The organism is Pararhodobacter sp., assembly GCF_034676075.1.
In the GTDB taxonomy this organism is placed as follows: Bacteria; Pseudomonadota; Alphaproteobacteria; order Rhodobacterales; family Rhodobacteraceae; genus Pararhodobacter.
Genome location: NZ_JAUCCQ010000030.1, coordinates 1 through 25,500, shown reverse-complemented (window position 1 = coordinate 25,500; position 25,500 = coordinate 1). Strand labels below are relative to the sequence as shown.

At 70.5% G+C, this 25,500-nt stretch carries 22 protein-coding genes; 10 read left to right on the top strand and 12 right to left on the bottom strand.

What is annotated here, in order from left to right; genetic code table 11:
• Positions 1-54: 54 nt before the first annotated feature.
• From VDQ18_RS10865 to VDQ18_RS10835, 7 genes are all read right to left on the bottom strand, one after another.
• Positions 55-1,191: a metal ABC transporter permease gene (locus tag VDQ18_RS10865; RefSeq protein ID WP_323020960.1), complete on the bottom strand. Its 1,137-nt coding sequence runs from the start codon at positions 1,189-1,191 to the stop codon at positions 55-57.
• Positions 1,184-2,278: an iron chelate uptake ABC transporter family permease subunit gene (locus VDQ18_RS10860; RefSeq protein ID WP_323020959.1), complete on the bottom strand. Its 1,095-nt coding sequence runs from the start codon at positions 2,276-2,278 to the stop codon at positions 1,184-1,186. Before VDQ18_RS10860 ends, VDQ18_RS10865 begins: the two co-directional genes overlap by 8 nt.
• Entirely contained in the window at positions 2,271-3,038 is a 768-nt protein-coding gene (locus VDQ18_RS10855; protein ID WP_323020958.1) for a metal ABC transporter ATP-binding protein, read from the bottom strand. The genes VDQ18_RS10860 and VDQ18_RS10855 overlap by 8 nt, the downstream gene beginning before the upstream one ends.
• A gap of 44 nt (positions 3,039-3,082) precedes the next feature.
• A complete protein-coding gene (locus VDQ18_RS10850; RefSeq protein WP_323020957.1) occupies positions 3,083-4,492 on the bottom strand; it encodes a pyridoxal phosphate-dependent decarboxylase family protein in 1,410 nt (469 codons plus the stop codon).
• 55 nt (positions 4,493-4,547) lie between these two features.
• Positions 4,548-5,144 (bottom strand): hypothetical protein, encoded by a 597-nt coding sequence (locus VDQ18_RS10845; RefSeq protein WP_323020956.1) that lies wholly within the window; start codon positions 5,142-5,144, stop codon positions 4,548-4,550.
• 799 nt (positions 5,145-5,943) lie between these two features.
• Positions 5,944-7,080, bottom strand: a complete 1,137-nt coding sequence (locus VDQ18_RS10840; protein ID WP_323020973.1) for an acetoin utilization protein AcuC — start codon at positions 7,078-7,080, stop codon at positions 5,944-5,946.
• Positions 7,077-7,586 (bottom strand): glutathione peroxidase, encoded by a 510-nt coding sequence (locus tag VDQ18_RS10835; RefSeq protein WP_323020955.1) that lies wholly within the window; start codon positions 7,584-7,586, stop codon positions 7,077-7,079. Before VDQ18_RS10835 ends, VDQ18_RS10840 begins: the two co-directional genes overlap by 4 nt.
• A gap of 162 nt (positions 7,587-7,748) precedes the next feature.
• Here VDQ18_RS10835 and VDQ18_RS10830 point away from each other — a divergent pair, with 162 nt between their 5' ends.
• Positions 7,749-8,171 carry a hypothetical protein gene (locus VDQ18_RS10830; RefSeq protein ID WP_323020954.1) on the top strand — a complete coding sequence of 141 codons (423 nt, stop codon included), beginning with the start codon at positions 7,749-7,751 and terminating at the stop codon, positions 8,169-8,171.
• Between the two features lie 54 nt (positions 8,172-8,225).
• On the opposite strand, the gene VDQ18_RS10825 is transcribed toward VDQ18_RS10830, so the two are convergent.
• Positions 8,226-8,909, bottom strand: a complete 684-nt coding sequence (locus tag VDQ18_RS10825) for a helix-turn-helix domain-containing protein (RefSeq protein WP_323020953.1) — start codon at positions 8,907-8,909, stop codon at positions 8,226-8,228.
• A 70-nt stretch (positions 8,910-8,979) separates the two neighbouring features.
• Here VDQ18_RS10825 and VDQ18_RS10820 point away from each other — a divergent pair, with 70 nt between their 5' ends.
• A complete protein-coding gene (locus VDQ18_RS10820; protein WP_323020952.1) occupies positions 8,980-9,297 on the top strand; it encodes an NIPSNAP family protein in 318 nt (105 codons plus the stop codon).
• 68 nt (positions 9,298-9,365) lie between these two features.
• Here VDQ18_RS10820 and VDQ18_RS10815 read toward each other — a convergent pair whose 3' ends face one another.
• The 3 genes from VDQ18_RS10815 to VDQ18_RS10805 all read right to left on the bottom strand — a co-directional run bounded on the left by VDQ18_RS10815 (position 9,366) and on the right by VDQ18_RS10805 (position 11,821).
• Positions 9,366-9,818, bottom strand: a complete 453-nt coding sequence (locus VDQ18_RS10815; RefSeq protein WP_323020951.1) for a hypothetical protein — start codon at positions 9,816-9,818, stop codon at positions 9,366-9,368.
• A gap of 140 nt (positions 9,819-9,958) precedes the next feature.
• Complete coding sequence (locus tag VDQ18_RS10810) at positions 9,959-10,372, bottom strand: cupin domain-containing protein (protein WP_323020950.1); 414 nt, start codon at positions 10,370-10,372, stop codon at positions 9,959-9,961.
• Between the two features lie 51 nt (positions 10,373-10,423).
• Entirely contained in the window at positions 10,424-11,821 is a 1,398-nt protein-coding gene (locus VDQ18_RS10805) for a lysylphosphatidylglycerol synthase domain-containing protein (protein WP_323020949.1), read from the bottom strand.
• Positions 11,822-12,119: 298 nt separating this feature from the next.
• Between VDQ18_RS10805 and VDQ18_RS10800 the strand changes: the two genes are divergently transcribed.
• A complete protein-coding gene (locus VDQ18_RS10800; protein WP_323020948.1) occupies positions 12,120-17,675 on the top strand; it encodes a DUF3320 domain-containing protein in 5,556 nt (1,851 codons plus the stop codon).
• A gap of 8 nt (positions 17,676-17,683) precedes the next feature.
• Here the strand turns inward: VDQ18_RS10800 and VDQ18_RS10795 are convergent, their stop codons facing one another.
• A complete protein-coding gene (locus VDQ18_RS10795; protein ID WP_323020947.1) occupies positions 17,684-18,142 on the bottom strand; it encodes a GFA family protein in 459 nt (152 codons plus the stop codon).
• Between the two features lie 107 nt (positions 18,143-18,249).
• Here VDQ18_RS10795 and VDQ18_RS10790 point away from each other — a divergent pair, with 107 nt between their 5' ends.
• The 7 genes from VDQ18_RS10790 to purB all read left to right on the top strand — a co-directional run bounded on the left by VDQ18_RS10790 (position 18,250) and on the right by purB (position 25,440).
• A complete protein-coding gene (locus VDQ18_RS10790; protein WP_323020946.1) occupies positions 18,250-19,059 on the top strand; it encodes a helix-turn-helix domain-containing protein in 810 nt (269 codons plus the stop codon).
• Positions 19,060-19,144: 85 nt separating this feature from the next.
• Positions 19,145-19,600, top strand: coding sequence for an acetyl-CoA carboxylase biotin carboxyl carrier protein (gene accB, locus VDQ18_RS10785; protein WP_323020945.1), 456 nt, complete (start codon positions 19,145-19,147; stop codon positions 19,598-19,600).
• 4 nt (positions 19,601-19,604) lie between these two features.
• A complete protein-coding gene (locus VDQ18_RS10780) occupies positions 19,605-20,963 on the top strand; it encodes an acetyl-CoA carboxylase biotin carboxylase subunit (protein ID WP_323020944.1) in 1,359 nt (452 codons plus the stop codon).
• On the top strand, positions 20,960-22,423 hold the full coding sequence (locus tag VDQ18_RS10775; RefSeq protein ID WP_323020943.1) for a hypothetical protein: 1,464 nt from the start codon (positions 20,960-20,962) through the stop codon (positions 22,421-22,423). The genes VDQ18_RS10780 and VDQ18_RS10775 overlap by 4 nt, the downstream gene beginning before the upstream one ends.
• On the top strand, positions 22,423-23,250 hold the full coding sequence (locus VDQ18_RS10770) for an HAD-IIA family hydrolase (protein WP_323020942.1): 828 nt from the start codon (positions 22,423-22,425) through the stop codon (positions 23,248-23,250). Before VDQ18_RS10775 ends, VDQ18_RS10770 begins: the two co-directional genes overlap by 1 nt.
• Positions 23,251-23,261: 11 nt before the next feature.
• The gene (locus tag VDQ18_RS10765; protein WP_323020941.1) at positions 23,262-24,035 is read left to right on the top strand and encodes a glucose 1-dehydrogenase; all 774 of its coding nucleotides are present in this window, start codon (positions 23,262-23,264) and stop codon (positions 24,033-24,035) included.
• Between the two features lie 103 nt (positions 24,036-24,138).
• Entirely contained in the window at positions 24,139-25,440 is a 1,302-nt protein-coding gene (gene purB, locus VDQ18_RS10760) for an adenylosuccinate lyase (RefSeq protein WP_323020940.1), read from the top strand.
• The last annotated feature ends 60 nt before the right edge of the window (positions 25,441-25,500 follow it).

Below are 25,500 nucleotides of genomic sequence, written 5' to 3'. Positions count from 1 at the left end.
TTCCCCCCGGTCTCGGGCGGCGGCACAATCGCTCCCCTGTCACCCCGTCCGCTGCTAATCCGCCAACGCCCGGCGGCGGTCGTTGCGGCGGACTTCGGCGCGGGCCAGCGCTCGGCCGGCTTCGGTGAGCGACAGCCGCTCGCCCTCGCGCCGGATCACCCCGCGGTCGAGGGCGGCGGCGACCACCGCCTGTGCGTGGGCCGGGCGCCAGCCCAGATGCCCGACCAGCGCGGCGGGGCCGGATTCCTCGGCTTCCTCCGCCGTCCCTTCATGCGCAGAGAGATGGGCGATCAGCACCGCGACCAGCCCCTCTTCGCGCAGGGCCCGGCGCCGGACCCAGGCCGCCACCACGCCCGACCGGGGCGAGGCCACCAGCGCCAGCAGCAGCCCCAGCCCGGTGGCCAGCGCCATGCCGCCGCCGAGCGACACGTCCGCCCGGAACGCCGCCGCATAGCCGATCCCCACCGCCGCCAGCCCCGACAGCAGCGCCACCGAAAGCATGCCGCCGACCGAGGCCGCGACCAGGCGCCCGGTCACCGCCGGCACGATCAGGAAGGCCAGGAACAGCACCACGCCCACGGCGTCGAAGGCCGCGACAGCCGTCGCCGCGGTCAGCGCGAGCAGCAGGAATCCCATGGCGCCCGGCTTCAACCCCAGGGCCGAGGCCAGGCCCGGATCGAAGGCGGCGATCTTCCATTCCTTCCAGAACAGCGCCACCACCGCCACGTTCACCGCCCCCACCGCCGCCAGCGTCACCCCCGCCACCGGCCAGTCGATCCCGGCAATCGTCACCGTGTTCAGCCAGACGAAGCCGATCTCGCCCAGCAGCACCGTGTCGATATCCAGATGCAGGTTGCGGGCGTTGAGGTTGATCAGCAGCACCCCCAGCGCGAACATCGCCGGAAAGACGATCCCGGTCGCCGCATCCTGACCCAGCAGCTTGCTGCGCGCCAGCGCCTGCGCGCCGAAGACCGCGCCGACGCCCGCCAGCACCGCCCCCGCGACCGGCAGCACCCCGGCCCGCGCTCCGGTCAGCATCCAGGCCAGCACGATGCCCAGCACGATGGCATGGCTGATCGCGTCGCCCGACATCGACTCGCCCCGAAGCACCAGGAAGGTGCCCAGAAGCGCGCCCGAGATCGCCACCAGCGCCCCGGTACCCAGGATCATCAGCGCCACCGCGTCAAGCATCGGGGGCCTCCAGCCGCTGGCGTCCGGCCTCGGTCAGCTCCCAGCGGCGGGCGCCGGGTTCGGGCGGCAGCGAGGCGGGGCGGACATAGCCCTCGCGCTGCAGCCGGGCCAGAACCGGCCCGGCATCGGTGCCGAGATAGGCGTCGAGCATCGCCTGATCGCCCGCATAGCCCGGGTTGGCGTGATCCGATTCCAGCCCCCCCAGCGCCGCCAGAACCTGCCGGCCGCGCAGGGATTTCCGCGCCTGCGCCTGTCGGGTCCGGCGGGCGAGGATCCCGCGTTCGGGGGCCAGCAGCAGGGACAGCGCCGCCAGAGCCACGGCGGCCAGCACCATGACCGGCCCGGTCGCCACTCCCTGCCCGATGGCCGAGATCACCGCCCCCCCGGTCCCGGCCAATGCGCCGAAAAGCGCCGCCAGCCAGACCATCGGCGCCAGACCCCGCACCCATTGCCGGGCGGCGACGGCGGGGGCGATCAGCAAGGCCACCATCAGCACCACCCCGGCCAGCGTCAGCCCCAGCACGATGGTCACGGCGATAAGGAGCGTGAGCAGGACCTCCAGCCGCGCCACCGGCAGGCCCTGGGCGCGGGCACCCTCGGGGTCGAAGGCCAGGAACTGGAATTCCTTCCAGAAGAGCGCCAGCACGACCAGTACCCCGCCGCCGACCAGCGCCATCGGCAGAAGGTCCGCCCGCAGGACCGAGGCCGCCTGCCCGAAGAGGAACACGGTCAGGCCCGCCGAGCCGCCCCGGGTCTGCGCCAGCGTCAGCAACACGACGCCCGCCGCGAAGAAAAGGCTCAGCACCACCCCCAGCGCCGCATCGGGCTTGACCCCCGCCCCGCGCCGCAGCGCCTGGACTGAGAGCCCGGCCAGCGCGCCCGCGATCAGCGCCCCGGCAAGAATCGCGAAGAACCCGCGCCCGCCGGAGATCAGGAAGGCCGCCACCACGCCGGGCAGCGAGGCATGGGCGATCACGTCGCCCAGCAGGCTCTGCCCCCGCAGCACCAGGAACGAGCCCAGCACCCCGGCCAGCGCGCCGATCATCGCCGCCGCCAGCGCCACCGTGATCAGCGTCGGGCTAAGCATCGTCCGACAGCCTCAGCGTGCCGATCAGCGCCAGTTGCCCGCCGTAAGCGGCGCGCAGATTGTCTTCCGTATAGACCTCGGCCACCGGGCCCTGGGCGATGATCCGCTGATTCAGCATCACCAGCCAGTCGAAATAGCGCGCCACGGTCTGCAGATCGTGATGGACCACGACCACCGTGCGCCCGGCGTCGCGCTGCGCCTTCAGCAGCGAGACGATGGCGGCTTCGGTTACCGCATCGACACCCGCCATCGGTTCGTCCAGAAACAAGAGGTCCGCCTCCTGCACCAGCGCCCGGGCGATGAAGACCCGCTGCTGCTGGCCGCCCGACAGCTGGCTGATCGGGCGCGCGGCGTAATCCTGCATGCCGACCTGTTCCAGCGCTGCCTGGGCCTTGGCCTTCTCGGCCCGGCCCGGGCGGCGCAGCCAGCCCAGCTTGCCGTAAAGCCCCATCAGCACCACGTCGCGCACCGTCGCCGGGAAATCCCAGTCGACCGACTGGCGCTGCGGCACATAGGCGATGCGGCGCCTTGCCTGGGCGACCGGCTGGCCGAAGACCCGGACATGGCCCGCGACCGGCGGCACCAGCCCGAGGATCGCCTTGATCAGCGTGGATTTTCCGGCGCCATTCGGCCCGACCACCGCCGCCATCACCCCGGGCGGGATATCGAGGTCGATGTCCCACAGCACCGGCCGCTCGCGATAGCTGACGGTCAGATCCTCGACATGGCAGGCGATATGCGGTTCATGCAGCGTGTTCATGAATCCGTAGCCTAGGCTACACTTTTTGCAAAGGGAAGCCCCTTTCAGCCCGCCATCTGTTTCAGCACCTGCCCGGCCAGCTGCAGATCCGCCTCGGTGCAGGCGAAACTGCCGACCGAGAAGCGGACGACGATCCGGCCCTGGGTGCGGCCCTGCGTGACATAGATGCGGCCGTCCTCGTTCACCCGGTTCACGTAGTCGATCATCGCCGCGTCATCGGCCCCTTTCAGCGCAAAGGTGAAGAGCGACAGCACCGGCTCGGTGACGATCTCGAACCGCGGATCGGCGCGCAGGGTCTCGGCCAGGGCCTGCGACCAGCGGGTGTGATCGCGGATCACCGCGCGCAGGCCTTCCAGCCCATAAGCGCGCAGCACGAACCAGAGTTTCAGCGCCCGGAAGCGCCGGCCCAGCGGCACCGACCATTCGGAATAATTGATGAACCCATCCTTGCCATGGGTCTTCAGATATTCGGGCTGGATGGCGAGGGTCTTCACCAGCGGCTCGGGGTCCTTCAGGTAATGGGCCGAGAAATCGAACTGCACGCCCATCCATTTATGCGGATTCAGCACCAGCGAATCCGCCGCCTCGATCCCCTCCCACAGGCTGCGGAACTCGGGGCAGATCATCGCAGCCCCCGCCCAGGCGGCATCGACATGGGAGTAGAGCCCCTCGTCCCGGGCCACGGCCAGCACCTCGGTCAGCCTGTCGCAGGCGCCGGTGCCGGTGCCGCCGATGCAGGCCACGACGCCGGCGGGCAGGTATCCCGCCGCGCGGTCGGCGGCGATCTGCGCCTTCAGCGCCGCCGGATCCATGGCGCGCAGCGGCCCCTGCGTCGGGATCCGCACCAGATTCTCGGCGCCGATCCCCGCCACCCAGATCGCCCGGTCGACCGAGGTATGAACCTCGTCCGAGGCATAGATCCTGAGCCGCTGCTGTCCCGGCAGGCCCTGCCGGTTCCCCGCCCAGTCCAGCGCGCGTTCGCGCATCACCAGCACGGCGGCCAGCGTCGCCGACGACGCGCTGTCCTGGATCACCCCGTGGAACCCCTCGGGCAGACCCAGCCCCTGCCGCAGCCAGTCCAGCATCAGCGTCTCGACCTCGGTCCCGGCGGGCGAGGTCTGCCAGAGCATGCATTGCTGCGCCAGGATCGAGGCGGCGAAATCAGCCAGCATCGAGGCGGGCGTGGCATTGGCCGGGAAATAGGCAAAGAACCGCGGGTGTTGCCAATGGGTCAGGCCGGGCACGACCTTTTCGTCCAGCTCGGCCAACACGCCCTCCAGCCCCTGCCCCTGCTCCGGCGGCGCCTTGGGAAAGCGCGCGGCGACGGCGCCCGGGGTCAGCGGCGCGCGCACCGGCCGGTCGGGCAGCGAGCGGTGATAGGCCGCGCCCCATTCGGCGATCTCGGCGCCGAGGCGGGTGAATTCCTCCCAATCGAGGCGGGGCGTTTCGGTCATGGTCAATCCTCCCGGGTCACCGCCGGACCAAATCAGATAGTAGTGAACAAAGCAATCATTCAGCGCTGCGATGGCGCTGCACCGCCAGCCCGCGCCACATCAGTTCGGCGACCGGTTCGGGCGTGATCAGCCGCAGGTCGGGGCCCGGTTCGGCCGCCGGCGCATAGCCCTGAAACGACCAGCGCCACCAGCCCTCGCCGCCCCGCAGCAGGATCTCGCCGCCCGCCTGCACCATGGCCCCGGGCGGCACGTCCCCCGCGCGCACCGGCACCAGCCGCCGCGCGCCCTCCTGCCAGCGCGCGGCCTGCAGGCGCCGGTCGATGGCGGCGACACCGGTCTCGCCGAAATGCTTTTGCCACAAAGCCTCGAAGGCCCTGAACGCCGGGCGGCGGCACTCGGCGCAGGGCCGGTGGCCCGCGGCATAGGCGGTGGCCTCGTCCAGAAAGAACAGCTCGGTGTAGCGCCCCGGCACCAGAAGCGTCCGTTTGCGCGGCGGAAAGTCGGTCACGCAGCAGAGCCAGCGCGTGCCCTGATGATGGCGCCGGATCACGCCCCCGGCATCATGCATGCAGCCGCGATTGCCGAACCAGGCGCCGCGTTCGGGGGTCGCGTGCAGGTCTCCCAGCGGATCGACGCGGTTCTGATGCGGCATCGGCTCAGGGCTCCGTGATCGGCACAAGTGACCCCTTGCGGAATGCGCGGAAATGTCGCTGGGTGGCAGCGTTCGACTCGCGCGGGGTTTCCCGATGATGGCGCAGATCATGCGTCTTGTCCCCCTTCTGCTTCTGGTGCTGATGCTCTCGGCGCCGGGCCGGAGCCCCCTGGCGCCGGTCGACGGGGCGATCTTGCCGCCGGTCACCGCCTTCGCGCCGACGCCCGAACCCCAGCACCCCCAGCCGCTGCCGCCGCCGCTTGCCGCCCTTGCCCCGCCGCCGCTGCGGCTGCAGGCGCCGCAGACGGCGCGCCGCCGCGGCCCCTCCCCGCATCCCAAGGCCCCCGGGCCGCGGCCGCTTCACCGGCCCGCCCAGCCCCGCGCGCCCCCGCATTCCGTCCCGCAAACCCGTGATCCCATCATCACCCTTGCGAGGACATCATGTTCAAATACCCGACTCTCACGGTCTTCATCATCCTGATGCTGGCCTTCATGGCCTATGCCGTGGCCACGATGATCGTGCACCCGGGCTGAGGCGCGGCGGGGGCCATATGCCCCTGCCCGCCAGCCCTCTCTCACCCGGCCTGCTCCGCTCCGCGCCCAGGGCGCCGGATGGGCGTATTCGCGCCCGCCGGAGCAGCGCCAGTTTCCCCTTCCAAGAGGTTTCCATGTTCAAGACAACCAGCCGGGCGATCTTTGCGATCCTGCTCGCCGTCTCGCTCCTCAACTCCGTCGCGGCCATGTTCACCGCGCATTTCTGAGGCGCCGGGCCCCTAAAGGTGGGGTTTCACCCCACCCCTTAGCCCCAGACCCGCTGCCGCAATCCCGGCAGACGGTCCCGCAACACCGCGATCCGCGCCGCCACCTCGGCGCGGATCGGCCCTTCGCGCGGGGGATCGGCCAGTGTCTGTGACCAGGCCGCAGGCGGGTTGCGCCCCGCCGATCGCCCCGGCCAGACCAGCCCCTCCAGCACCGCCCGCGCCGCGCCCTCCAGCCGCTCCGGTGCCTCCTGACCGGTCAGCGCGCCCCAGACCCGGGTCCAGCACCGCGCCACCGACCAGGGATTGTAGCCGCCGCCGGCCGTCACGATGAGCCGGTCGGTCTGCGCCCGGATTGCCAGAACCGCCGCCACATGCGCGTTGTTGGACAGCGCCAGCCGCGACAGCGGGTCTTCCTCGACCGCATCGGCGCCGCATTGCACGATCACTGCCTCGGGCGCGAAAGCCTCCAGCGCGGGCAGGATCACCCGGTCGCGGACCGCCGCCATCTCGGTATCGTTGAAGCCCCGCGGCACCGGCAGGTTCAGATGCGTGCCGCCACCCTCGTCGCCGAGGGCGCCGGTCCGGGGCCAGCGGTCCTCCTCATGGCCCGAGATCAGAAGGACCTCGCGATCCCCCTCAAAGGCCGCTGCCACGCCGTCGCAATGATGCGCGTCGATATCGACATAGGCCAGCCGCCGCAGCCCCAGCCGCCTGAGGTGCAAAAGCGCCAGCACCGGATCGTTGAGATAGCAAAACCCGCCCGCCCGGTCGGCGAAGGCGTGATGCGTGCCCGCGCCCGGCACCATGACCACGCCGCCCGCGCGCACCATCTCGGCCGCCAGCAGCGCGCCCCCGGCGCTGGTCGCCGGGCGGCGGAACATCAGGCCGTGGACCGGGTTCGCGAGCGTGCCAAGCCCGTGCCGCTCGCGCACCGCGTCCGACACCGCGCCCTCGGCCTCGGCGGCCAGCAGCGCCGCGACATACTCGGGGGTGTGAAAACTGGTCAACGCCGCGGGCCGGGCCCGGGGCGAGGTGACATAGGCGCCGCCCGGCAACCAACCCAGCGCCCGCGCCAGATCCGTCACGGTCGAGACCCGCGGGATCGCCAGCGGGTGCCGGGGGCCGAAGGGGCTGGCCCGGTAGATCTCGGAGCCGATGAAGCGCGGGGCGCTCAGCGCGGCAGCAGGGGTTCGATCAGATCGGTGATCCGCGCGCTGGTCGGCCGGGTGGTCGAGCCCCAGAAGCCCAGAAACTCGCCCTCCGGCCCGATCAGCGCCTTGTTGAAATTCCACGTCGGTTCGACCCCGTGTTGCTCGGCCAGCCAGCGGTAGAAGGGATGCGCCTCGGGGCCCCGGACCGGGGTGATGCGGGTCAGCGGCACCTCGACGCCCAGCTCGACCCGGCAATATTGCGCGACGGCGGCGTCATCGTCCAGTTCCTGCCGGAAATCGTCCGACGGCACGGCCAGCACCACCAGCCCGCGCGCGGCATAGCGGTCATGGAGCGCCTGAAGATCGGCGTATTGCGGCGTGAACCCGCACAGTGACGCGGTGTTGACCACCAGCACCGGCTGCCCGCGCCAATCGTCAAGGTCATAGGTCGCGCCGTCGATGGCGGTGAAGGTGAAAGCCCGCACCGGCAAGGCCAGCATCAGCAGCAACGCGACACCCAGTAAGCGCATCCGACCCTCCCATGGACGCCGGAACGCGCCCTGGTCGGAGGGTAGAGCCCGCCGCCCCTCCGGCAAGCGCTGCCGTGTCAGGAAAAGAAAATCTCTGCCGGGGTGAAACTTCGCCCTAAGGGCACTCGTATCTTCCCCCATACCCCACCAACAGGAGGTCCCATGACCCGTTCCATCCGCCTTGCCGCCGCCCTCGCCCTCATCGCCGCCCCCGCGCTGGCTGAAAGCCACGGGGCGCATATGTCGCCGATGGTCGAGGCCTCGAACCAGAGCGTCGCCAATGGCATCGTCAGCGCCAGCCGGGTCGTCGCGCCCGCCAATGGCTGGCTGGTCGTCCACCGCACCGATGCCGAGATGCGCCCCGGCCCGGTGGTCGGCTATGCGCCGATCCGCGAAGGCGAAACCGCCGACGTCGCCGCCATCCTGACCGAGGCGGTCGCCCCCGGCGACATGCTGATGCTCATGGTCCATGGCGAGGAAGGCGGCACCATGACCGGCGTCTTCGAATACACGCTGGGCGCCACCGAGGACGGCCCCTATCGCATGGACGGCAATCTGGTGATGCAGGTCATCACCGCCGAATAAGCCGTCGCCATCGCGTCACTCCTGCCCCGGGCCACGCCATGGTCCGGGGTTTTTTCACAGCGGCGCCAGATCGCGCCGGAATGCCGCCTCGCCCGGGGGCGTGAAGCGCACGATCCGGGAGTCGCCCTGCCGCGTCACCCAGCCCAACTCCTCGATCCGCGCCAGCAGCGCCCGGCCCAGCGAGCCCGCCAGATGCGTGCGCCGTTCGGACCAGTCGAGGCAGGCGCGGCACAGCGGCGCCCGGCCCCGCGACAGCCCTGCCACGTCGATGCCGAACGCCGCCATCGCCGCCGCACCCTCGGGGGTCAGGCTGACAGTATCGCCCTCGGCCCGGATCAGGGCGCGGGCGGCGAGGCTGTCGTACAGCCGTGTGCCCAGATCGCCCGCCAGATGGTTGTAGCAGACCCGGGCCTTCCGCAGCGCCGCATCGCGCGGCCCGGGGCGGGTGCGCAGATGGCCGGTGCCGGCGGCCAGCCCCATCAGCCCCTCCAGCACGCGCGCCACCTCGTCGCCCGCCAGCGTCACGTATTTGTGCCGCCCCTGGCGGCGCTGGCGGATCAGGCCCCCGGCCTCGAGCCGCGCCAGATGCGAACTGGCGGTGGGCGCGGCGATCCCGGCCTCGGCGGCCAGTTCGCTCGCCGTCAGCGCCTTGCCCGCCATCAGCGCGCTCAGCATGTTGGCCCGGGCGGGGTCGCCGATCAGCGCGGCGAGGCGGGCAATGTCAGGTCCGTCTTTCATACTTCGATGCTAGCCGAAGCATTCGCAGCCAACAAGCGGCTATGAAGCCCGGGTCATGAAAGGAAATCCCATGCTGACCTGCATCATCCGCTACCAGATCGACCCGACCCGCAAGACCGCCTTCGAGGAATATGCCCGCAACTGGAACGCGGCGATCCCGCGGGCGGGCGCCGATCTCATCGGCTATTTCGCCCCGCATGAGGGCTCCGCCACGCAGGCCTATGGCCTCTACACCATCGAGAGCCTTGCCGCCTACGAGGCCTATCGCGCCCGTCTGTCCGAAGATCCGCTGGGCCGCGAGAATTACCTCTTCGCGCAACGCGAACGGTTCATCCTGCGCGAGGACCGGACCTTTCTGAAGCGCGTGACGGGCCTCCCCGGCGTCTGATCGCCGTCCCTCCAAGCAGGCCCCCGTTGCCGTAGGATGGGCAATATTGCCCATCCTACCCCGACCCGTCAGCCCGCCACCGCGCTGCCGCCGTCGTGGAACAGGTCGGCATGGCGCATGCCGCCCAGCCCGATGGTCTCGAAAGCGTCGCGGCCCGCGTCCGGCAGCACGCCGATCCGCTCCAGCGCGTCGTTGATCGCCGCCATCCCCTCGCGCGCGGGCATGGTCCGTTCCAGCCCGTGATAGACCGTCGCCCGTTGCGACCCCTGCCCGCCGGAAGACGAGCTCTGGATCAGCGCGAACCGGTCGAAGCCCAGTTCCGCCGCGATGCGCAGGGTCAGGGGGCAATCGGCCAGCAGGTCCGAGAGGCGGCGGTAATCCGGGCCTTGCGCCCCGTCCTCCTCCGCCTCCAGCGGCACGATGACGAAGGCACCCGCCTCGACCAGCGTCAGCCCCAGCCGCCGCGCGGCCGCCACCTTGCCCGGCCCGCGCGCGACGATGGCGGAGAGTTCATGGCCCATGGCGGGGCTCCCATCCGTTGCTGCTGACGCAATGCTGCGCCGCAGCGCCGAGCCGGTCAAGCCCTCCGGTCGGGGATGGTCCCGAAACGGCCCCGGATCCCGCGCCAGTGCCGCGGAATTAACCATAGCCCGGGCGCCGTTCAGCCCCCGGTTGCGGGCTCGGTGGTGTATTCGGCCTCGGACACCGGCTCCATCCAGGTCACGGCCGAGCCATTCACCACTTCATGCACGGCGATATGGGTCATGCCGTTCCCCGGCGCCGCGCCGTGCCAGTGCTTTTCGCCCGGGGCGAACCAGACCACGTCGCCCGGCCGGATCGCCTCGACCGGGCCGCCCTCGCGCTGCACCCGACCGACGCCCTGCGTCACGATCAGCATCTGCCCGGCGGGGTGGCTGTGCCAGGCGGTGCGCGCGCCCGGCTCGAAGGTCACCGCGGCCGAGCTGATCCGCCCGGTCAGTTCCGAGGCGATCAGCGGGTCGAGCCGCACGTGGCCGGTGAAATAGGCGGCATTGCCCTCGGCCGAGGGGGTGGTTCCGGCGCGAATGATCTGCATGGCGGGCTCCTGTCTTGGTCCCGGGGCAAGCTAACCCGCCCCCCGCCGCGTTCAAGCGCCGGGTCCGGTCTGACCCGGGGGCGTATCCCGCCCCACCCGCACCGGCTGGTCGAACGCGCCGCGGAACGGCAAAAGCAGCAGCACGCCGAGACCGAGGAACGCGGCATTCTCCAGATCGACGCGATCGGCCAGCGCGATCCCCGCCCCGGCCAGCATCAGGAGAAGCGTGGCGACGAAGGCGCTGCGCAGGCGCCGCACCAGCCCGAAGGACAGCGCCACCAGCCCGACACCGGCCAGCGCCGAGGCCAGCGCGCCGCCCTCGATCAGGATCATCGCCGCCAGATCGCCCCCGGCAAGCGCGTCGCTGCGCATCCCCGGCACCAGCGAGATCAGGCCCAGATAGATGCCATAGCCGCAGGCCACCGCCGCCACCAGCGACGGCGCCAGCCCGTGCAGCGCCGCCAGCACCGGCTGCATCGGCTCGGGCGCGCGGGGCAGCAGGCGGCGGGCGAAGCGGCTGATGGCCCGGGCCTCGGTCAATGCCACGACCAGGAACCCCAGCGCGAAGGGCACAAGGTAATAGATCAGCCGGAAGAGAAGCAGCGCCGCCGCCGCCTCGCTCACCGGGACGGCGGCGGGCATGACGCCCAGCACCACGGTCTCGAAGACGCCGACGCCGCCGGGCACATGGCTGAGCACGCCGATCATGATGGCGGCGGAATAGACGGCGAGGAAGGTGGCGAAATCGGGCTTGCCCGCGGGCAGCAGGATCCACAGCGCAAAGGACGCCGCGGCGATGTCGATCAGCGTGACCACCGCCTGCCCCAGCAGGTCGCGCGGCGGCGGCATGTGCATGGTCACGCGGAACAGGTGCAGGTTGCTCTGCCGGATCGAGACGGTCAGGATCACCGCCAGCGTGCCGACCAGCGCCGCCGCGGCGATCAGCCGGATGGTCCCCGTCCCGTAGGGCAGATAGCCGGCGATGGCATGGGGATGGATGGCCAGCGCCCCCAGGCCCACCAGCGTCAGGCCGGTGCCGAGCGCCATGGCGACATAGGCCGAGACCGCCGCCACCTCCATCGCGCTCAGGCCCACCGCCGAATAGAGCCGGTAGCGCACCGCGCCGCCCGAAATGGCGCTGACCCCGATGGTATTGCCGAAGGCGAAGGCCAGGAAGCCCCCCAGCGCCACCACGCCGCCCGGCAGCTCCCGCCGGATGAAGCGCAGCCCGAACCAGTCGTAGCAGACCAGCGCCGCATAGGCGGCGGCCGTCGCCCCGAAGGCCAGCGCCAGCGACGAGACGGGCATCGCCCGGACCTGCGCCATGATGTCGCCGGGGTGGACCGGGCGCAGCAGATGCACCAGCGCATAGATCCCCATCGCGAAGAGGGCGCCGGCCAGCAGGATCGGGCCATAGCGCTTCAGCGCGGAAAGGAAGGGTCGTGACACGGGGCGCAGGCTCCTTGCTGCCGCCAGGGGGCGGTCCGGCTCGGCTGGGGGTTCGATACGCCAAGTCGGCGGGGCGGCAAATCGCTTTCTGACCGCCGCGTGGCCCCCCGGGCGAAATTGTCGCGATCCGGCCGGGACCGTCGTGCGGATCACGCCCACCCCAGCCCGCACTCCCTGCCCCGGCAGAACCTTGAACGGCCAGCAAAATCACGCCGCGGCGCGTGTTTTCGTCGTTGCCCGAAGCGCAGGCGCCGTGCCAAGGTCCGGGCAATTCACGGTGACGGCACGAGGTGCGAGTATGGACGATTTCCTCACGGCGGGCGATGCCTCGGTCTATTCCGGACCCGGTGGCGTGGCCGACAAGCTGGACCGCGCGCGCACCGAGCTTCTGGACCTCTCGGCCCGCAACCGGCTGCTCAACATGCCCAAATCGGGCAAGGCCGCGAAGACGATCGAGGTGGTGGACGAGATCAGCGCCGAGATCTTCCGCCTGCTGATCACCGAATCGAAGGCCTTCACCTTTCTGCCCGGCACGCCGTCGCGCAAGGCGGCCTCGCCCGACGATCCGCCGATCGAGGGCGACGATCCCGAGGAAGAGAGCGACATCATCCAGGAACTTGCCCTGCCCGAGGATGACGCGCTGGACGAACGCGGCATCGCCGGGCGCCATTCGGACACCAAGTTCCAGACCCGCTTCACCCCCGAAGGCCTGCAAAAGCGGCTGCTCGACCTCTATTACGACGCCAAGACGCTGGAGGATGAACAGGGCGTCAACGTGCTTTACCTGACGCTCGGCGCGCTGCGCTGGGTCGATCCCACCGATAAGAAGAACATCCGCCGCGCGCCCCTCCTGCTGCTGCCCGTCTCGCTTGAGCGCGGCTCGGCCGGCGAGCGCTTCCGCCTGCGCGCCCGGCCCGAGGATTTCGCGACCAACCTCTCGCTCGAGACCTTCCTCGACCGGCTGCACGGCATCCGCCTGCCCGAGATCGACACCGAAGGCTTCGACCCCAAGGCCTATTTCGACATCGTGGCCCAGGCCATCGAGGGCAAGGAAGGCTGGGGCGTCGAGCCCGATGTCATCCTGCTCGGCTTCTTCTCCTTCGCGAAATTCATGATGTATCGCGACCTCGACCCGGCCAATTGGCCGGAGGGGGCCTCGATCACCGACAGGCCGCTGCTGAAGAGCCTCCTTGCCGACGGGTTCGAGGCGGGCGAGGCGCTTTATCCCGACAATATCTCCATCGATCCGATCATCGCCCCCGCCGACCTGCACCACATCCTCGACAGCGACAGCTCGCAGAGCCTGGCGGTGCACGAGGTCCGGCGCGGGCGCAATCTGGTGATCCAGGGCCCGCCCGGCACCGGCAAGAGCCAGACCATCGCCAATCTGATCGCCGCCGCCATCGCCGATGGCCGGACCGTGCTGTTCGTGGCCGAGAAGATGGCGGCGCTGGAGGTGGTGAAGCGCCGCCTTGACGCCAGCGGCGTCGGCGCGGCCTGTCTGGAACTCCACAGCCACAAGGCCAACAAGAAGGCGGTGCTCGAGGAAATCCGCCGCACCTGGGAGAATGGCGCGCCGCGCACCGGCGATATCGGCTCGCTCAACGCCCGGCTGGGTGATCTGCGCGAAGAGCTGAACGGCCATGCCGCGCGCATGCATGCGGTGCACCAGCCCTCGGGGCTCACGCCCTATCAGGTGCAGGGCCAGCTGGTGCGCCTGCGCGCCGCGGGCGAGGAGCCGAACGACATCGCCCTCGACGCGCCCGAAAGCTGGACGGCCGAGGCCTTTGCCGAGCGGCATGCGGTGCTGCGGGAACTGGCCGAGCGGGTCGAGGAGATCGGCACCCCCGCCGCGCATCTGTGGCACGGAGTACGGATCACCGGCATCACGCCGATGGAGGGCGAGCGCCTCGCCAAACGGCTGGGCGCCGCCGCTGCCGAAAGCGCCGCGCTGGACGAGGCCGCGGCGGGGCTCGCCGCCCTCCTCGGCACCGCCCCGCCCGAAACCCGCGCCGCCGCCGACCCGCTGATCGCGACCGCGCGGCGCATCACCGCCGCCCCGCTGTCGCCCGCAGCGCTCGCGACCCCGGCCTGGCACGACGATCCCGCGCAGATGCTGGAGATCGTCGCGGCGGGCGAAAGGCTTGCCGCGGCCCGGGAAAACCTTGCGGGCCGCGTCACCGCCGAGGCCTGGCAGGTCGGGACCGGGCCGGATCACCAGACCCTTTCCGCCCTGCCCGCCGCCACCAATGCCGCGGATTTCGCCGCCATCGCCGAGCTGGCCGACGCCCTGCCCGACGCGCTCGACGCCGGGCTGAGCCTCGCCGCGCTGCTGGGCGAAGACGCGCCCCGGACTGTGGACGCGCTCGCGACGCTCACCGAGGCCGCCACGGCCGTCGTCGCCGCCCCGCCTCTTGCCGCGCAGGCCCTCGCCGCTCCGGTCTGGGACGACCTGCCCGGCGCCCCCGCCGATCTGGTCGCGGCCCTCGACCGGCTGCACAGCGCGAAAGCGGCGCTCGACGGCAAGCTCACCGAATCCGCCTGGGAGGCCGATCTCGGCCCGAGCCGCGCGACGCTGGCCTCGCATGGCTCCGGCCTCTTCCGCTTTCTCAGCGGCGAGTGGCGGCGGGCCAACCGGCTGGTGCGCACCTATCTCTGCCAGCCCGATCAACCGCTGACCCAGACGCTCGCCCAGCTCGACCAGCTGCAAAAGGGCCGCGCCGCCCGGGCCGAGGTGCAGCGCGACGATTCCCTGGGGCGCGAGGCTTTCGGCGCCCCCTGGCGCGGCGAACGTTCGGACCTTGCCACGCTGTCGGCGGCCGTCACCTGGGCGCAGGGCCTCGGCCAGAACGGGCGCCTCGTGCGCCGGATCATCGCCCGCGAGCCCGATCCTGCGGCGCTTGCCCGCCTGCTGCCGCGCCTCGCCGCCGCGCCCCGCCTGCGCGAGCTCGACCGCCGCCTAGGCGCGCTGCTGGGCCCCGCCGCGCCCGACATGACCGCGCCCGAACGCGCCCGCCTCGCCGCCGCCCTGACCGCCAGCGAGGCCGCGACCCGGGCGCTGCTGACCCCGCCACCGCCGACCCTGGGCGAGCGGCTGGAGCGGCTGGCGACGCTCGACGAAGGCCGGATCGCCGCGCAACAGATCGCCGGGGCCGATGCCCTTGCCGCCGCCGGTTTCGGCGCCCTCTGGCAGGGCGAGGCCTCGGACTGGCCCCGCCTGCGCGCGGCGGGCAACTGGGTTCGGGCCAATGCCGATATCCTGCCCCTCGCCGCAGCCATCGCCGACCGCGACCGGCTTGACACGCTGGCCGACAGCATCGAAAGCCGCTGGCCCGGCCTCGTCTCGGACACCGGGGCGATTGCCGCCGACCTCGACCTCGATCTCGCTGCCCGCTTCGGCGCCCCGCTGGACAGCGTGCTGTCGCATCGCCTGACCGGCACCCTGCAGGACTGGAGCCGGGGCGGTGAAAGCCTGTTCCGCTGGACCGCCTATCGCGACCGGGCCGAGCGGGGCCGCGCCCTGGGCTGCGCCCAACTCGTCGACCGCCTGACCGACGGCGGCCTCTCGCCCGCCCGCGTCATCCCCGCCTTCGAGATGGCCTATTACGAGGCGCTGCACGATGCGCTGATCCGGCGCGAGCCGGAACTCGGGCGCTTCGACGGCTCGCTCCATTCCCGCAAGGTTGCGGAATTCGCCGATCTCGACCAGCGCCGCATCCGCGTCTCGGCCGATGAGACGGTCAAGGCGCATTACAGCCGCGTCCCCCCGCGCGAGGGCAGCGCCATCGGCCCCCTCGGCACGCTGCGCAACGAGCTGCAGAAAAAGCGCGGCCACATGCCGATCCGCAAGCTGATCGAACGCGCCGCGCCCGCGTTGCAGGCGCTGAAGCCCGTGTTCATGATGAGCCCCCTGTCGGTGGCGCAATTCCTGCCCGCCGGGCTGATCGACTTCGACCTTCTGGTGATGGACGAGGCCAGCCAGATCCAGCCGGTCGATGCGCTGGGCGCTGTGGCCCGCGCCCGGCAGGTGGTGGTGGTCGGCGATCCGCGCCAGCTGCCGCCCACCGCCTTCTTCTCGCGCCTGACCAGCGGCGGCAGCGATGACGACGATGACGGCGCCAGCGTCAGCGACATTGAAAGCATCCTCGGCCTTTTCACCGCGCGGGGCCTGCCCATGGCCATGCTGCGCTGGCATTACCGGTCCCGCCACCAGTCGCTGATCGCTGTCAGCAATCGGCAATTCTATGAAAACAAGCTCTTCGTCGTGCCCAGCCCCTATACCGCCGAAGCCGGGATGGGCCTGCGTTTCCACCATATCCCGAACGGGATCTTCGACACCGGCGGCAAGCGCTGCAACATGGTCGAGGCGAAGATCGTCGCCCGGGCCATCATCGCCCATGCGCTCGAAACGCCCGAGCTGTCGCTGGGCGTCGCCACCTTCTCGGTCGCGCAGCGCCGGGCGATCCTGGACGAGCTGGAACTCCTGCGCCGTGCCCGGCCCGAGACTGAAGGCTTCTTCCACGCGCATGCCGCTGAGCCGTTCTTCGTCAAGAACCTCGAAAACGTGCAGGGCGACGAGCGCGACGTGATCTTCATTTCCGTGGGTTACGGTCCCAGCGTCCCGGGCGGCCGGGTGCCGATGCGCTTCGGCCCCCTTGGCTCGGACGGGGGCGAGCGGCGGCTCAACGTGCTGATCAGCCGCGCCAAGCAGCGCTGCGAGGTCTTCGCCTCGATGACCGACGAGGATATCGAGCCCGATTTCGCCCAGACCCGCAAAGGCGTCTTCGCCTTCCGCCTGTTCCTGCAATTCGCCCGCACCGGCCATCTGACCATGGCCGAGGCCACGGGCCGCGACCATGACAGCGTGTTCGAGGAACAGGTCGCCAATGCCCTGCAGTCCCGGGGCTACCGGGTTCACCGGCAGGTCGGTCTGGCCGGGTTCTTCATCGACCTTGCGGTGTCCGACCCTGAACGGCCGGGGAAATACCTGCTCGGCATCGAATGCGACGGCGTGGCCTATCACGAGTCTCTCTCGGCCCGGGACCGCGACCGCCTGCGCCAATCGGTGCTGGAAAGCCACGGATGGCACATCCACCGCCTGTGGAGCGCCGACTGGTTCCAGCGCCCGCAGCAGGAACTGGACCGCATCGTCGCCGCCATCGAGGCCGCCCGTCTCGAGGACGAGGCCCGCCCGGCCGGCACCGGCAGTGCCGGGCTGCGCATCACCACGCAGGACGTCGGCGACTGGACGCTCTATGACATCGAGCCCGCGACCGGCGCGGAAACCGCCGAGCCCGAGGGCGCCGTCAGGCCCTATGTCGAGGCCAGCGTCCAGCGCCCCGCCCATGTGCAGGGTGAGTTGCACGAGGCACCGCGCGGCATTCTGACCGATCTGGCGGAACAGATCGTCACCGTCGAGGGGCCCGTGCACCTCGATGAGGTGGTGATCCGCATCCGCCAGGCCTGGGGTCTGGCCCGGGCGGGCGGGCGCATCCGCGACGCCGTTGCCGCCGGGGTCGATCTGGCGCTGCGCAAGGGCAGCCTCCGGCGCGACGGCGATTTCCTGACCGTCGAGGGGCGCCTGCCCGATCTGCGCGACCGTGCCGCCGTGCAATCGACCAGCCTGCGCAAGCCCGAGATGCTGCCGCTGGACGAGATCGCCGCCGGGGCCGTGCTGCTGGTCCGCCAGAATTTCGGCGCCGAGCCCGACCAGCTGGTCACCGAACTGGCCCGCGCCCTGGGGTTCAAGGCGACCGGCGAGACGCTGCGCCTGCGGCTCCTTGCCGGGATCGACCTCGCGCGGGGCGACGGACGGCTGGTCGAGCAGAACGGCCTCCTGCAGGCCGCCCCCTGACCGCGGCCTCAGCCCCCGGCAAGCGAGGACCGCTCAATGATCACCGGCCGGTGGCTGCTGGAAGTCTCGGCGCTGTCCGTCACCCCTGGCAGCGCCACGAACGCCGCCCGCGACCGGGCGAAGACCTCGCGCCGGATGTCGTACCAGAAACTCGGCGGGTCAAAGGTGCCCCCGGCGACGCCGGTCAGGCCCGGGAAGACCTCGGGCATCCAGAAGACCGTGGTGCCGCAGACCGGGCAGAAGCGCTGGCAGAAGGCCCGGTCGGATTCGGTGCGGAAGACGTAGTCGGTCAGCTGGCCTGACAGCAGCTCGACCGCGTCGTCCCGGAAATAGACCGACACGCCGAAGGCCGAACCGGTGCGCAGCTGGCAATAGCGGCAATGGCAGATCGCCGCCTTTTCGGGCATCCCCCGTGTCCGGTAGCGCACCGCGCCACAGGCGCATCCCCCTTCGTGAAGCTCGACCATCCGTCCCTCCCTGTTGGCCGCACGCTGCCCTGCCGCCGCGACCGGGGCAAGCCCTTGCCTGCGCCCGGCCGCCCGCTTAGCCTCACGCCGCAGGACAAAGGGACCGCATGTCGGACGCCGTCAAATCCATCCGCGCGCTGGCCCGCGGGCTCGAGGTGCTGCAGTTGCTGCAAGCGCGGGGTTCGGCCACGCTGCACGCCCTCCACCGGGAGACCGGGCTGCCCAAGGCCACGCTTCTGCGTATCCTCCGGACGCTGCGCGAGGGGGGCATGGTCTGGCAGCGGATGGCGGACGACGCCTATCTGCCCAGCTATTCGCTGGTGGAACTGGCCGGGCGCATGAACCGCGAATTCGCGCTGGTCGAGGTTGCTTCGCCGATCCTCGAACAATTGTCGGCCCGGATCAAATGGCCCTCGGTGCTGGCCGTGCCCCGCCTCACGCATATGGAAGTGATCGAGACCAACGCGTCCCGCGCCTATTTCGACCAGATTCCGTTGGGACCGGTGGGCTTTCGCGTCAGCATGCTGCGCTCGGCCTCGGGGCGGGCCTTCCTGACCTTCTGCGAGTCCCCGGTGCGCGAGGCGATCCTCGACAGCCTGCGCCGCTCGGACCATCCCGGCGACCGGGGTGCCCGTGACCCGGCCTATCTGGAGCGGCTGCTGGGCGAGACGGGGCAGCAGGGCTATGGCCTGCGCGACCCCGATTTCGGCGGCGATTTCGACCGGGGACGGGCCGAGATCGACGACGGGCGCGAGTCGCTCGCCGTGCCGATCCGCGCGGGCGAGCATGTGCTGGGCACGCTGAACATCACCTGGGCCCGCCGGGTCCATGGCCGCGAGAAGGGTGCGGCGCTCTTCTCCGGCCCGGTGGCCGAGGCCGCGGCGGAGGTCGGGGCGAAGCTGGTGGCGCAGGTTTAGGTTTCACCTGATGAAATCTCGCGCGGTGCCGGATTGCCCGGGCGGGGCCAGCGACGGCACTCTCCCCCCAACTCGGGAGGACATCATGGCAGAGCTGACGCGCGCCGATATCGACGAGATCCTGAAGCTGGTGGACGGCTCGGATTTCGATGAACTGAAACTGGAAATGGGCGATCTGAAGCTGGAATTGCGCCGCCGCGGGGCCTCGGCCCCGGCAGCGGCAGCGGCTCCGGCCCCTGTCCCCACGCCGGTGGCCAAGCCCGCCGAAGCCGTCGCCGCCCCGGTCGTGGCCTCGGGCGGCGGGTCCGAGATCCCGGCGCCGCTGCTCGGCACCTTCTGGCACGCCCCCCGCCCCGGGGCCGCCCCCTTCGTGCAGCCCGGCGACGTGGTGCAGGCCGACACGATCATCGGCATCATCGAGGTGATGAAACTGATGAACTCGGTCCCCGCAGGCATCGCCGGCACGGTGCTGGAAGTCACCGCGCCGAACGGCGAGCTGGTCGAACACGGCCAGACGCTGATCCGCATCCAGCCGGCCTGAGCCCATGCCGACAATCAAGCGCCTCTTCATCGCCAACCGCGGCGAGATCGCCGTGCGCATCATCCGCACCGCCCGCGCGCTGGGCATCGAGACGGTGCTGGGCGTGTCGAAAGCCGACCGCGACTCGCTGGGCGCCCGCCTCGCCACCCGCGCCGTGGTGCTGGGCCCGGCGCCGTCCAAGGAAAGCTACCTGCGGGTCGGCACGATCGTCGAGGCCGCCAAGGGCACCGGCTGCGACGCGATCCATCCGGGCTATGGTTTTCTGTCGGAAAACCGCGACCTAGCGCAGGCCTGCGCCGAGGAAGGGCTGATCTTCATCGGCCCCAGCCCCGACAACCTGTCCGCCGTGGGCGACAAGCTGACCGCCCGCACCCATGCTCTGGCGGCGGGCGTGCCGGTCGTCCCGGGCGGCACGGTCGAGACGCCTGAAGACGCAAGCGCGCTGGCCGAGACCATCGGCTTCCCCCTGCTGATCAAGGCGGTGGCGGGTGGCGGCGGCAAGGGCATGAAGCGCGTGGACGACGCGGCCGCCCTGCCCGCCCAGCTGGATCTGGCCATGGCCGAGGCCGAAGCGGCCTTCGGCGATGCCCGCGTCTATCTCGAACGCTTCGTCACCGTCGGCCGCCATGTCGAGGTTCAGATCCTCAGCGACGGCACCGCGGTCCTGCACGCGGGCGAGCGCGATTGCTCGGTCCAGCGGCGCTATCAGAAAGTGGTCGAGGAGGCCCCCGCCCCCGACCTGCCCGACGCCCTGCGCCAGGGCCTGCTGGAGGCCGCCGTCAGATACGCCCGCCACATCGGCTACCGCTCGCTGGGGACGGTGGAATTCCTGGTCGATGTCCCCCGCGGCGAATTCTACTTCCTGGAGATGAACGCCCGCGTGCAGGTCGAACATCCGGTGACCGAGGCGATCACCGGCCTCGACCTCATCGCGCTGCAGATCGCCATCGCCGAAGGCCGGCCCCTGCCCTTCACCCAGGACGACATCCGCCTGAGCGGCCATGCCGTCGAATGCCGCCTGAATGCCGAGGATCCGGCGCGCGACTTCATGCCCTCGCCCGGGCGGGTGACACAGGCCTGGTTCCCGCCGGTGCCGGGGCTCAGGGTCGATACGCACATGCAGCCCGGGGCGATGATCCCGCCCTATTACGATTCCATGGTGGCGAAGCTGATCACCTGGGGCGAGACGCGCGACGAGGCCATCGCCCGCATGCTGACCGCCCTTGATGTCTGCGTGCTGGAGGGGGTCACCACCAACGCCCCCCTGCACCGCGCGATCCTGTCGGACCCTGCCTTCCGCGCGGGCGGCGTCGACACCAATTTCCTCGGCGCACTGCTGCCGACACTGGGAGGCCGCTCATGACCATCGAGATCGTCGACACCACGCTAAGGGACGGCAACCAATCGAACTGGGGCGCGACCGGGCTCCACACCGGGATGATGCTGCAGATCGCCCCGGTGATGGAGCGGGTGGGCTTCCACGCCATCGACTTCCTCGCCTCGACCCATATGGGCGTGGCGGTGCGCTTCAAGAAGGAAGACCCCTGGGAACGCCTGCGCCTGATGCGCGAGGCCTGCCCGACGACGCCGCTGCAATTCCTGACCACCGGCATGCGCTTCATCTCGTGGGAGATCGCCTCCGACGAGCTGATGGAATTCGCCTTCCGCCTGCTGGTGAAGAACGGCATCGACCGTTTCGCCATCATGGACCCGATGAACAACACCCCCGCCATGCTGCGGATGGCGGGGCTCACGCGCCGGGCGGGCGGCAGCGCGATTGTCGCAGCGCTGACCTTCACCCTGTCGCCGCTGCACGACGACGCCCATTTCGCCGAAGCCGCACGCACGCTGACCGCCTCGGGCCAGTTCGACCGGCTCTATCTGAAGGACCCCGGCGGGCTGGTCACGCCCGAGCGTGCCCGGACCCTGATCCCGGCGCTGAAGGCGGTGATGGGCAGCGTGCCGCTCGAATTCCACTCGCACACGACCATCGGCCTCGCGCCCTTCAGCTATCTGGAGGCCGCACCCCTGGGCGCCACGACGCTGCACACCTCGGCTTTGGGCGCGGCGAATGGCACCGGCCAGCCCTGGACCGGCGCGGTCGTGTCGAACCTGCGCGACCTCGGCCTCAGCGTCGATGTGGATGACGAGGCGCTCGCCGCCTACGACACCTATATCGCGGCGCTGGTGCAGGCCGAGGGGCTGGTCCACGGCGCGCCCGGCGAATTCGACCGCGCCTATTTCCGCCACCAGATGCCCGGCGGTATGATGGGAACCATGAAGCGCCAGCTGGCCGAGATCCGGCGGCTGGACCTGCTGCCCAAGGTGCTGGATGAGGTCGAACAGGTCCGCGCCGAGCTCGGCTATCCGATCATGGTCACGCCCTTTTCGCAGGTCGTCGGCACCATGGCCCTGATGAATGTCATGCAGGGCGAGCGCTACAAAACCATCCCCGATGAGGTCACGCGCTACGTTCTGGGCCGCTTCGGCCAGCCCACCATGCCGATGGACGCCGCGGTCGAGGCCCGGATCCGCGACACCAAACGCGCCCGCGAACTGGAGGACGAGGCGCATATGGCCTCGCTCGACGACCTCCGCGCCCGCATCGGTCGCGGCTACAGCGACGAGGAATTTCTCTTGCGCGCGGTGATGCCCTCGGATCAGGTCGACGCCATGCGCGCCGCCGGTCCCGCCCGGCGTGGCTATGATCCGAAGACCCGGCCGGTGATGGCGCTGATGCAGGAACTGACCGCCCGCAAGGGCCTCACCTCGATCCGGATCGAGAAGCCGGGCCTGAAACTGGAACTGAACGGAGGGCGCTGATGCATCCGCACAACATCAAGGCCGTGGTCTTCGACATCGACGGCACGCTGGCGATGCTGGACAAGGAAACCGGCCGCTACACCGCGCTCCCCGGCGCGGTCGAGGCGCTGGCCGAGTGCCGGGCGCGCGGCCTGCCGGTCGTGGCCTATACCAACGGCACCTTCTTTCCGCCCGCGCATTACTACCCGATCCTGGCCGAGGCCGGGCTCAGGCTGGACCCCGGCCATATCCTCACCCCCGCCGCCGTCGCAGCCCGCGCGTTGAAGGCGATGGGCTACAGCCGGATCATGGTGATGGGGGCCGAGGGCACCACGGTCCCGGTCGAGGAAGCCGGCATCGAGGTCATCGCCCCCACGAAACACGCGCCCAAGGTCGACGCGGTGCTTCTGGGCTGGTGCAAGGATTTCAACGCCGAACAGGTGGAAGCCGTGGTGCAGGCTGTCTGGGACGGCGCCAGGCCCTTCGCGGGCTCGGTCGCGCCCTATTTCGCCGGGGCGGGCGGCAAGCGGCTTCTGGGCATCTCGGGCGCCATCGCCGCGGCGCTGACCAATGCCACGGGCGTGCCCGTCACCGTCTTCGGCAAGCCCGAACCGGCGGGTCTGGAGATCGTCAGCGCCCTGACAGGCGCCCGGCCCGAGGAGATGGTCATCGTCGGCGACGACCCGAAACTCGAAATCCGCATGGGCCGCAAGGCAGGCGCGCTCTGCGTCGGCGTGACCACGGGCGTCGTCGATGCCGCGGGCTTCGCCAGCCAGCCCGAGGAGATCCGCGCGCAGATCGTGCTGCCCTCGCTCGACGGGTTCGCCGCCCGCATCCTGACGCCCTGAGGGACCCGATCATGACCATCAGCACGATCTTCTCGGTCGCGGGCAAGACCGCGCTGGTGACCGGCGCCGCCGCGGGCCTCGGCCGCGCCATGGCCGAGGCACTGGCCGAGAACGGCGCCCGCGTCGTCCTCTTCGACCGCGAGGCCTGGGATCTGGCCGCCACCGCCGCGGAGATGACCGCAGCCGGGATGCAGGTGCTGGCGATGCCCGGCGACGTCACCGACCGCGCCCAGGTCGAGAGCGCCGTGGCGCAGGCCGTCGCCCGGTTCGGCGGGCTCGACATCTGCGTCGCCAATGCCGGGATCTCCGACCCGAACGGCGCCCGGCTGCATGAGATGAGCGAAGACCACTGGCGCCGGACGCTGGAGGTGAACCTCACCGGCCTTTTCCACACCAACCGCGCGGCGCTGTCCGCCATGGTGCCGCAGGGCCGCGGCAAGATCGTCAACGTCGCCTCGATGTGGGGCCATGTCGCGCCCGCGGGCCTCTTCCCGCGCCCGGCCTATGCCGCGAGCAAGGGCGCGGTGGTCAACCTGACCCGCGAACTGGCGCTGGAATACGCCACATCCGGCATTCAGGTGAATGCGCTCTGCCCGGGCTTCTTCCGCACCAAGGGCCGCCCCCGGAGCGAAGAGGACGCCCGCCGCATGGCCGAATACACGCCGATGAAACGCCTGGCCGAGGCGTCGGAGATCAAGGGCAGCCTGCTCTACCTCGCCTCCTCGGCCTCGGATTTCGTGACCGGGGCCAGCCTCATCATCGATGGCGGCGTGACGGCAGGCTGAACGCCTGCCGCCAATGCTTGCCCCAAGGGCAACGGCCAAGGCTTGCACGGCCCGGCCCCGGGGTCTATCAGGCGCCAACCCCGCCAGATCCGAAGGATTGCCGATGATCCCCCGCTATTCCCGCCCCGAGATGGTCGCCCTCTGGTCGCCCGAGACCAAGTTCAAGATCTGGTACGAGATCGAGGCGCACGCCTGCGACGCGCAGGCCGCCCTGGGGGTGATCCCGAAGGAAAACGCCGAGGCCGTCTGGAAAGCCAAGAACGTCGATTTCGACGTGGCCCGCATCGACGAGATCGAGGCCGTCACCAAGCATGACGTCATCGCCTTCCTGACCCATCTGGCCGAGCATGTCGGCTCCGACGAGGCGCGTTTCGTGCATCAGGGCATGACCTCGTCCGACGTGCTGGACACCTGCCTCAACGTGCAGCTGGTGCGCGCGGCGGATCTTCTGGAAGCCGGGGTCCAGCGGGTGCTGGCCGCGCTGAAGACCCGGGCAATGGAGCATAAATACACCGTGCGCGTCGGCCGCTCGCACGGGATCCACGCCGAGCCCACGACCATGGGCCTGACCTTCGCCCGCTTCTATGCCGAATTCGACCGCAACCTCGCCCGGCTGCGCGCGGCGCGGGAGGAAGTGGCGACCGGCGCCATCTCGGGCGCGGTCGGGACGTTTGCCAACATCGACCCGGCGGTGGAAGAGCATGTCTGCGCCAAGATGGGCCTGAAGCCGGAACCGATCTCGACCCAGGTGATCCCGCGCGACCGCCACGCGATGTTCTTCGCCACGCTGGGCGTCATCGCCTCCTCGATCGAGAACGTCGCCATCGAAATCCGCCACATGCAGCGCACCGAAGTGCTGGAAGGCGCGGAATTCTTCTCGATGGGCCAGAAGGGCTCGTCGGCCATGCCGCACAAGAAGAACCCGGTGCTGACCGAGAACCTCACCGGCCTCGCGCGCCTGGTGCGCATGACCGTCGTCCCGGCGATGGAGAATGTGGCGCTCTGGCACGAGCGCGACATCTCGCATTCCTCGGTCGAGCGCGGCATCGGCCCCGACGCCACCGTGACGCTGGATTTCGCGCTGCACCGGCTGGCGGGTGTCGTGGAGAAGATGCTGGTCTTCCCGCAGAACATGCTCGACAACATGAACAAATTCCCCGGGCTGGTCATGTCGCAGCGCGTGCTGCTGGCGCTGACCCAGGCCGGTGTCTCGCGCGAGGACGCCTATGTCATGGTCCAGCGCAACGCGCTCAAGGTCTGGGAAGACAGGGTGGATTTCCAGGAACAGCTGCTGGCCGACAAGGATGTGGTGGCGGCTTTGGGCGTCGACGGGATCAAGTCCAAGTTCGACATGGAGTACCACACCAAGCACGTCGACACGATCTTCCGGCGGGTGTTCGGCTGACGCAGAATGGGGGGGGGGGGGGGGGGGGGGGGGGGGGGGGGGGGGGGGGGGGGGGGGGGG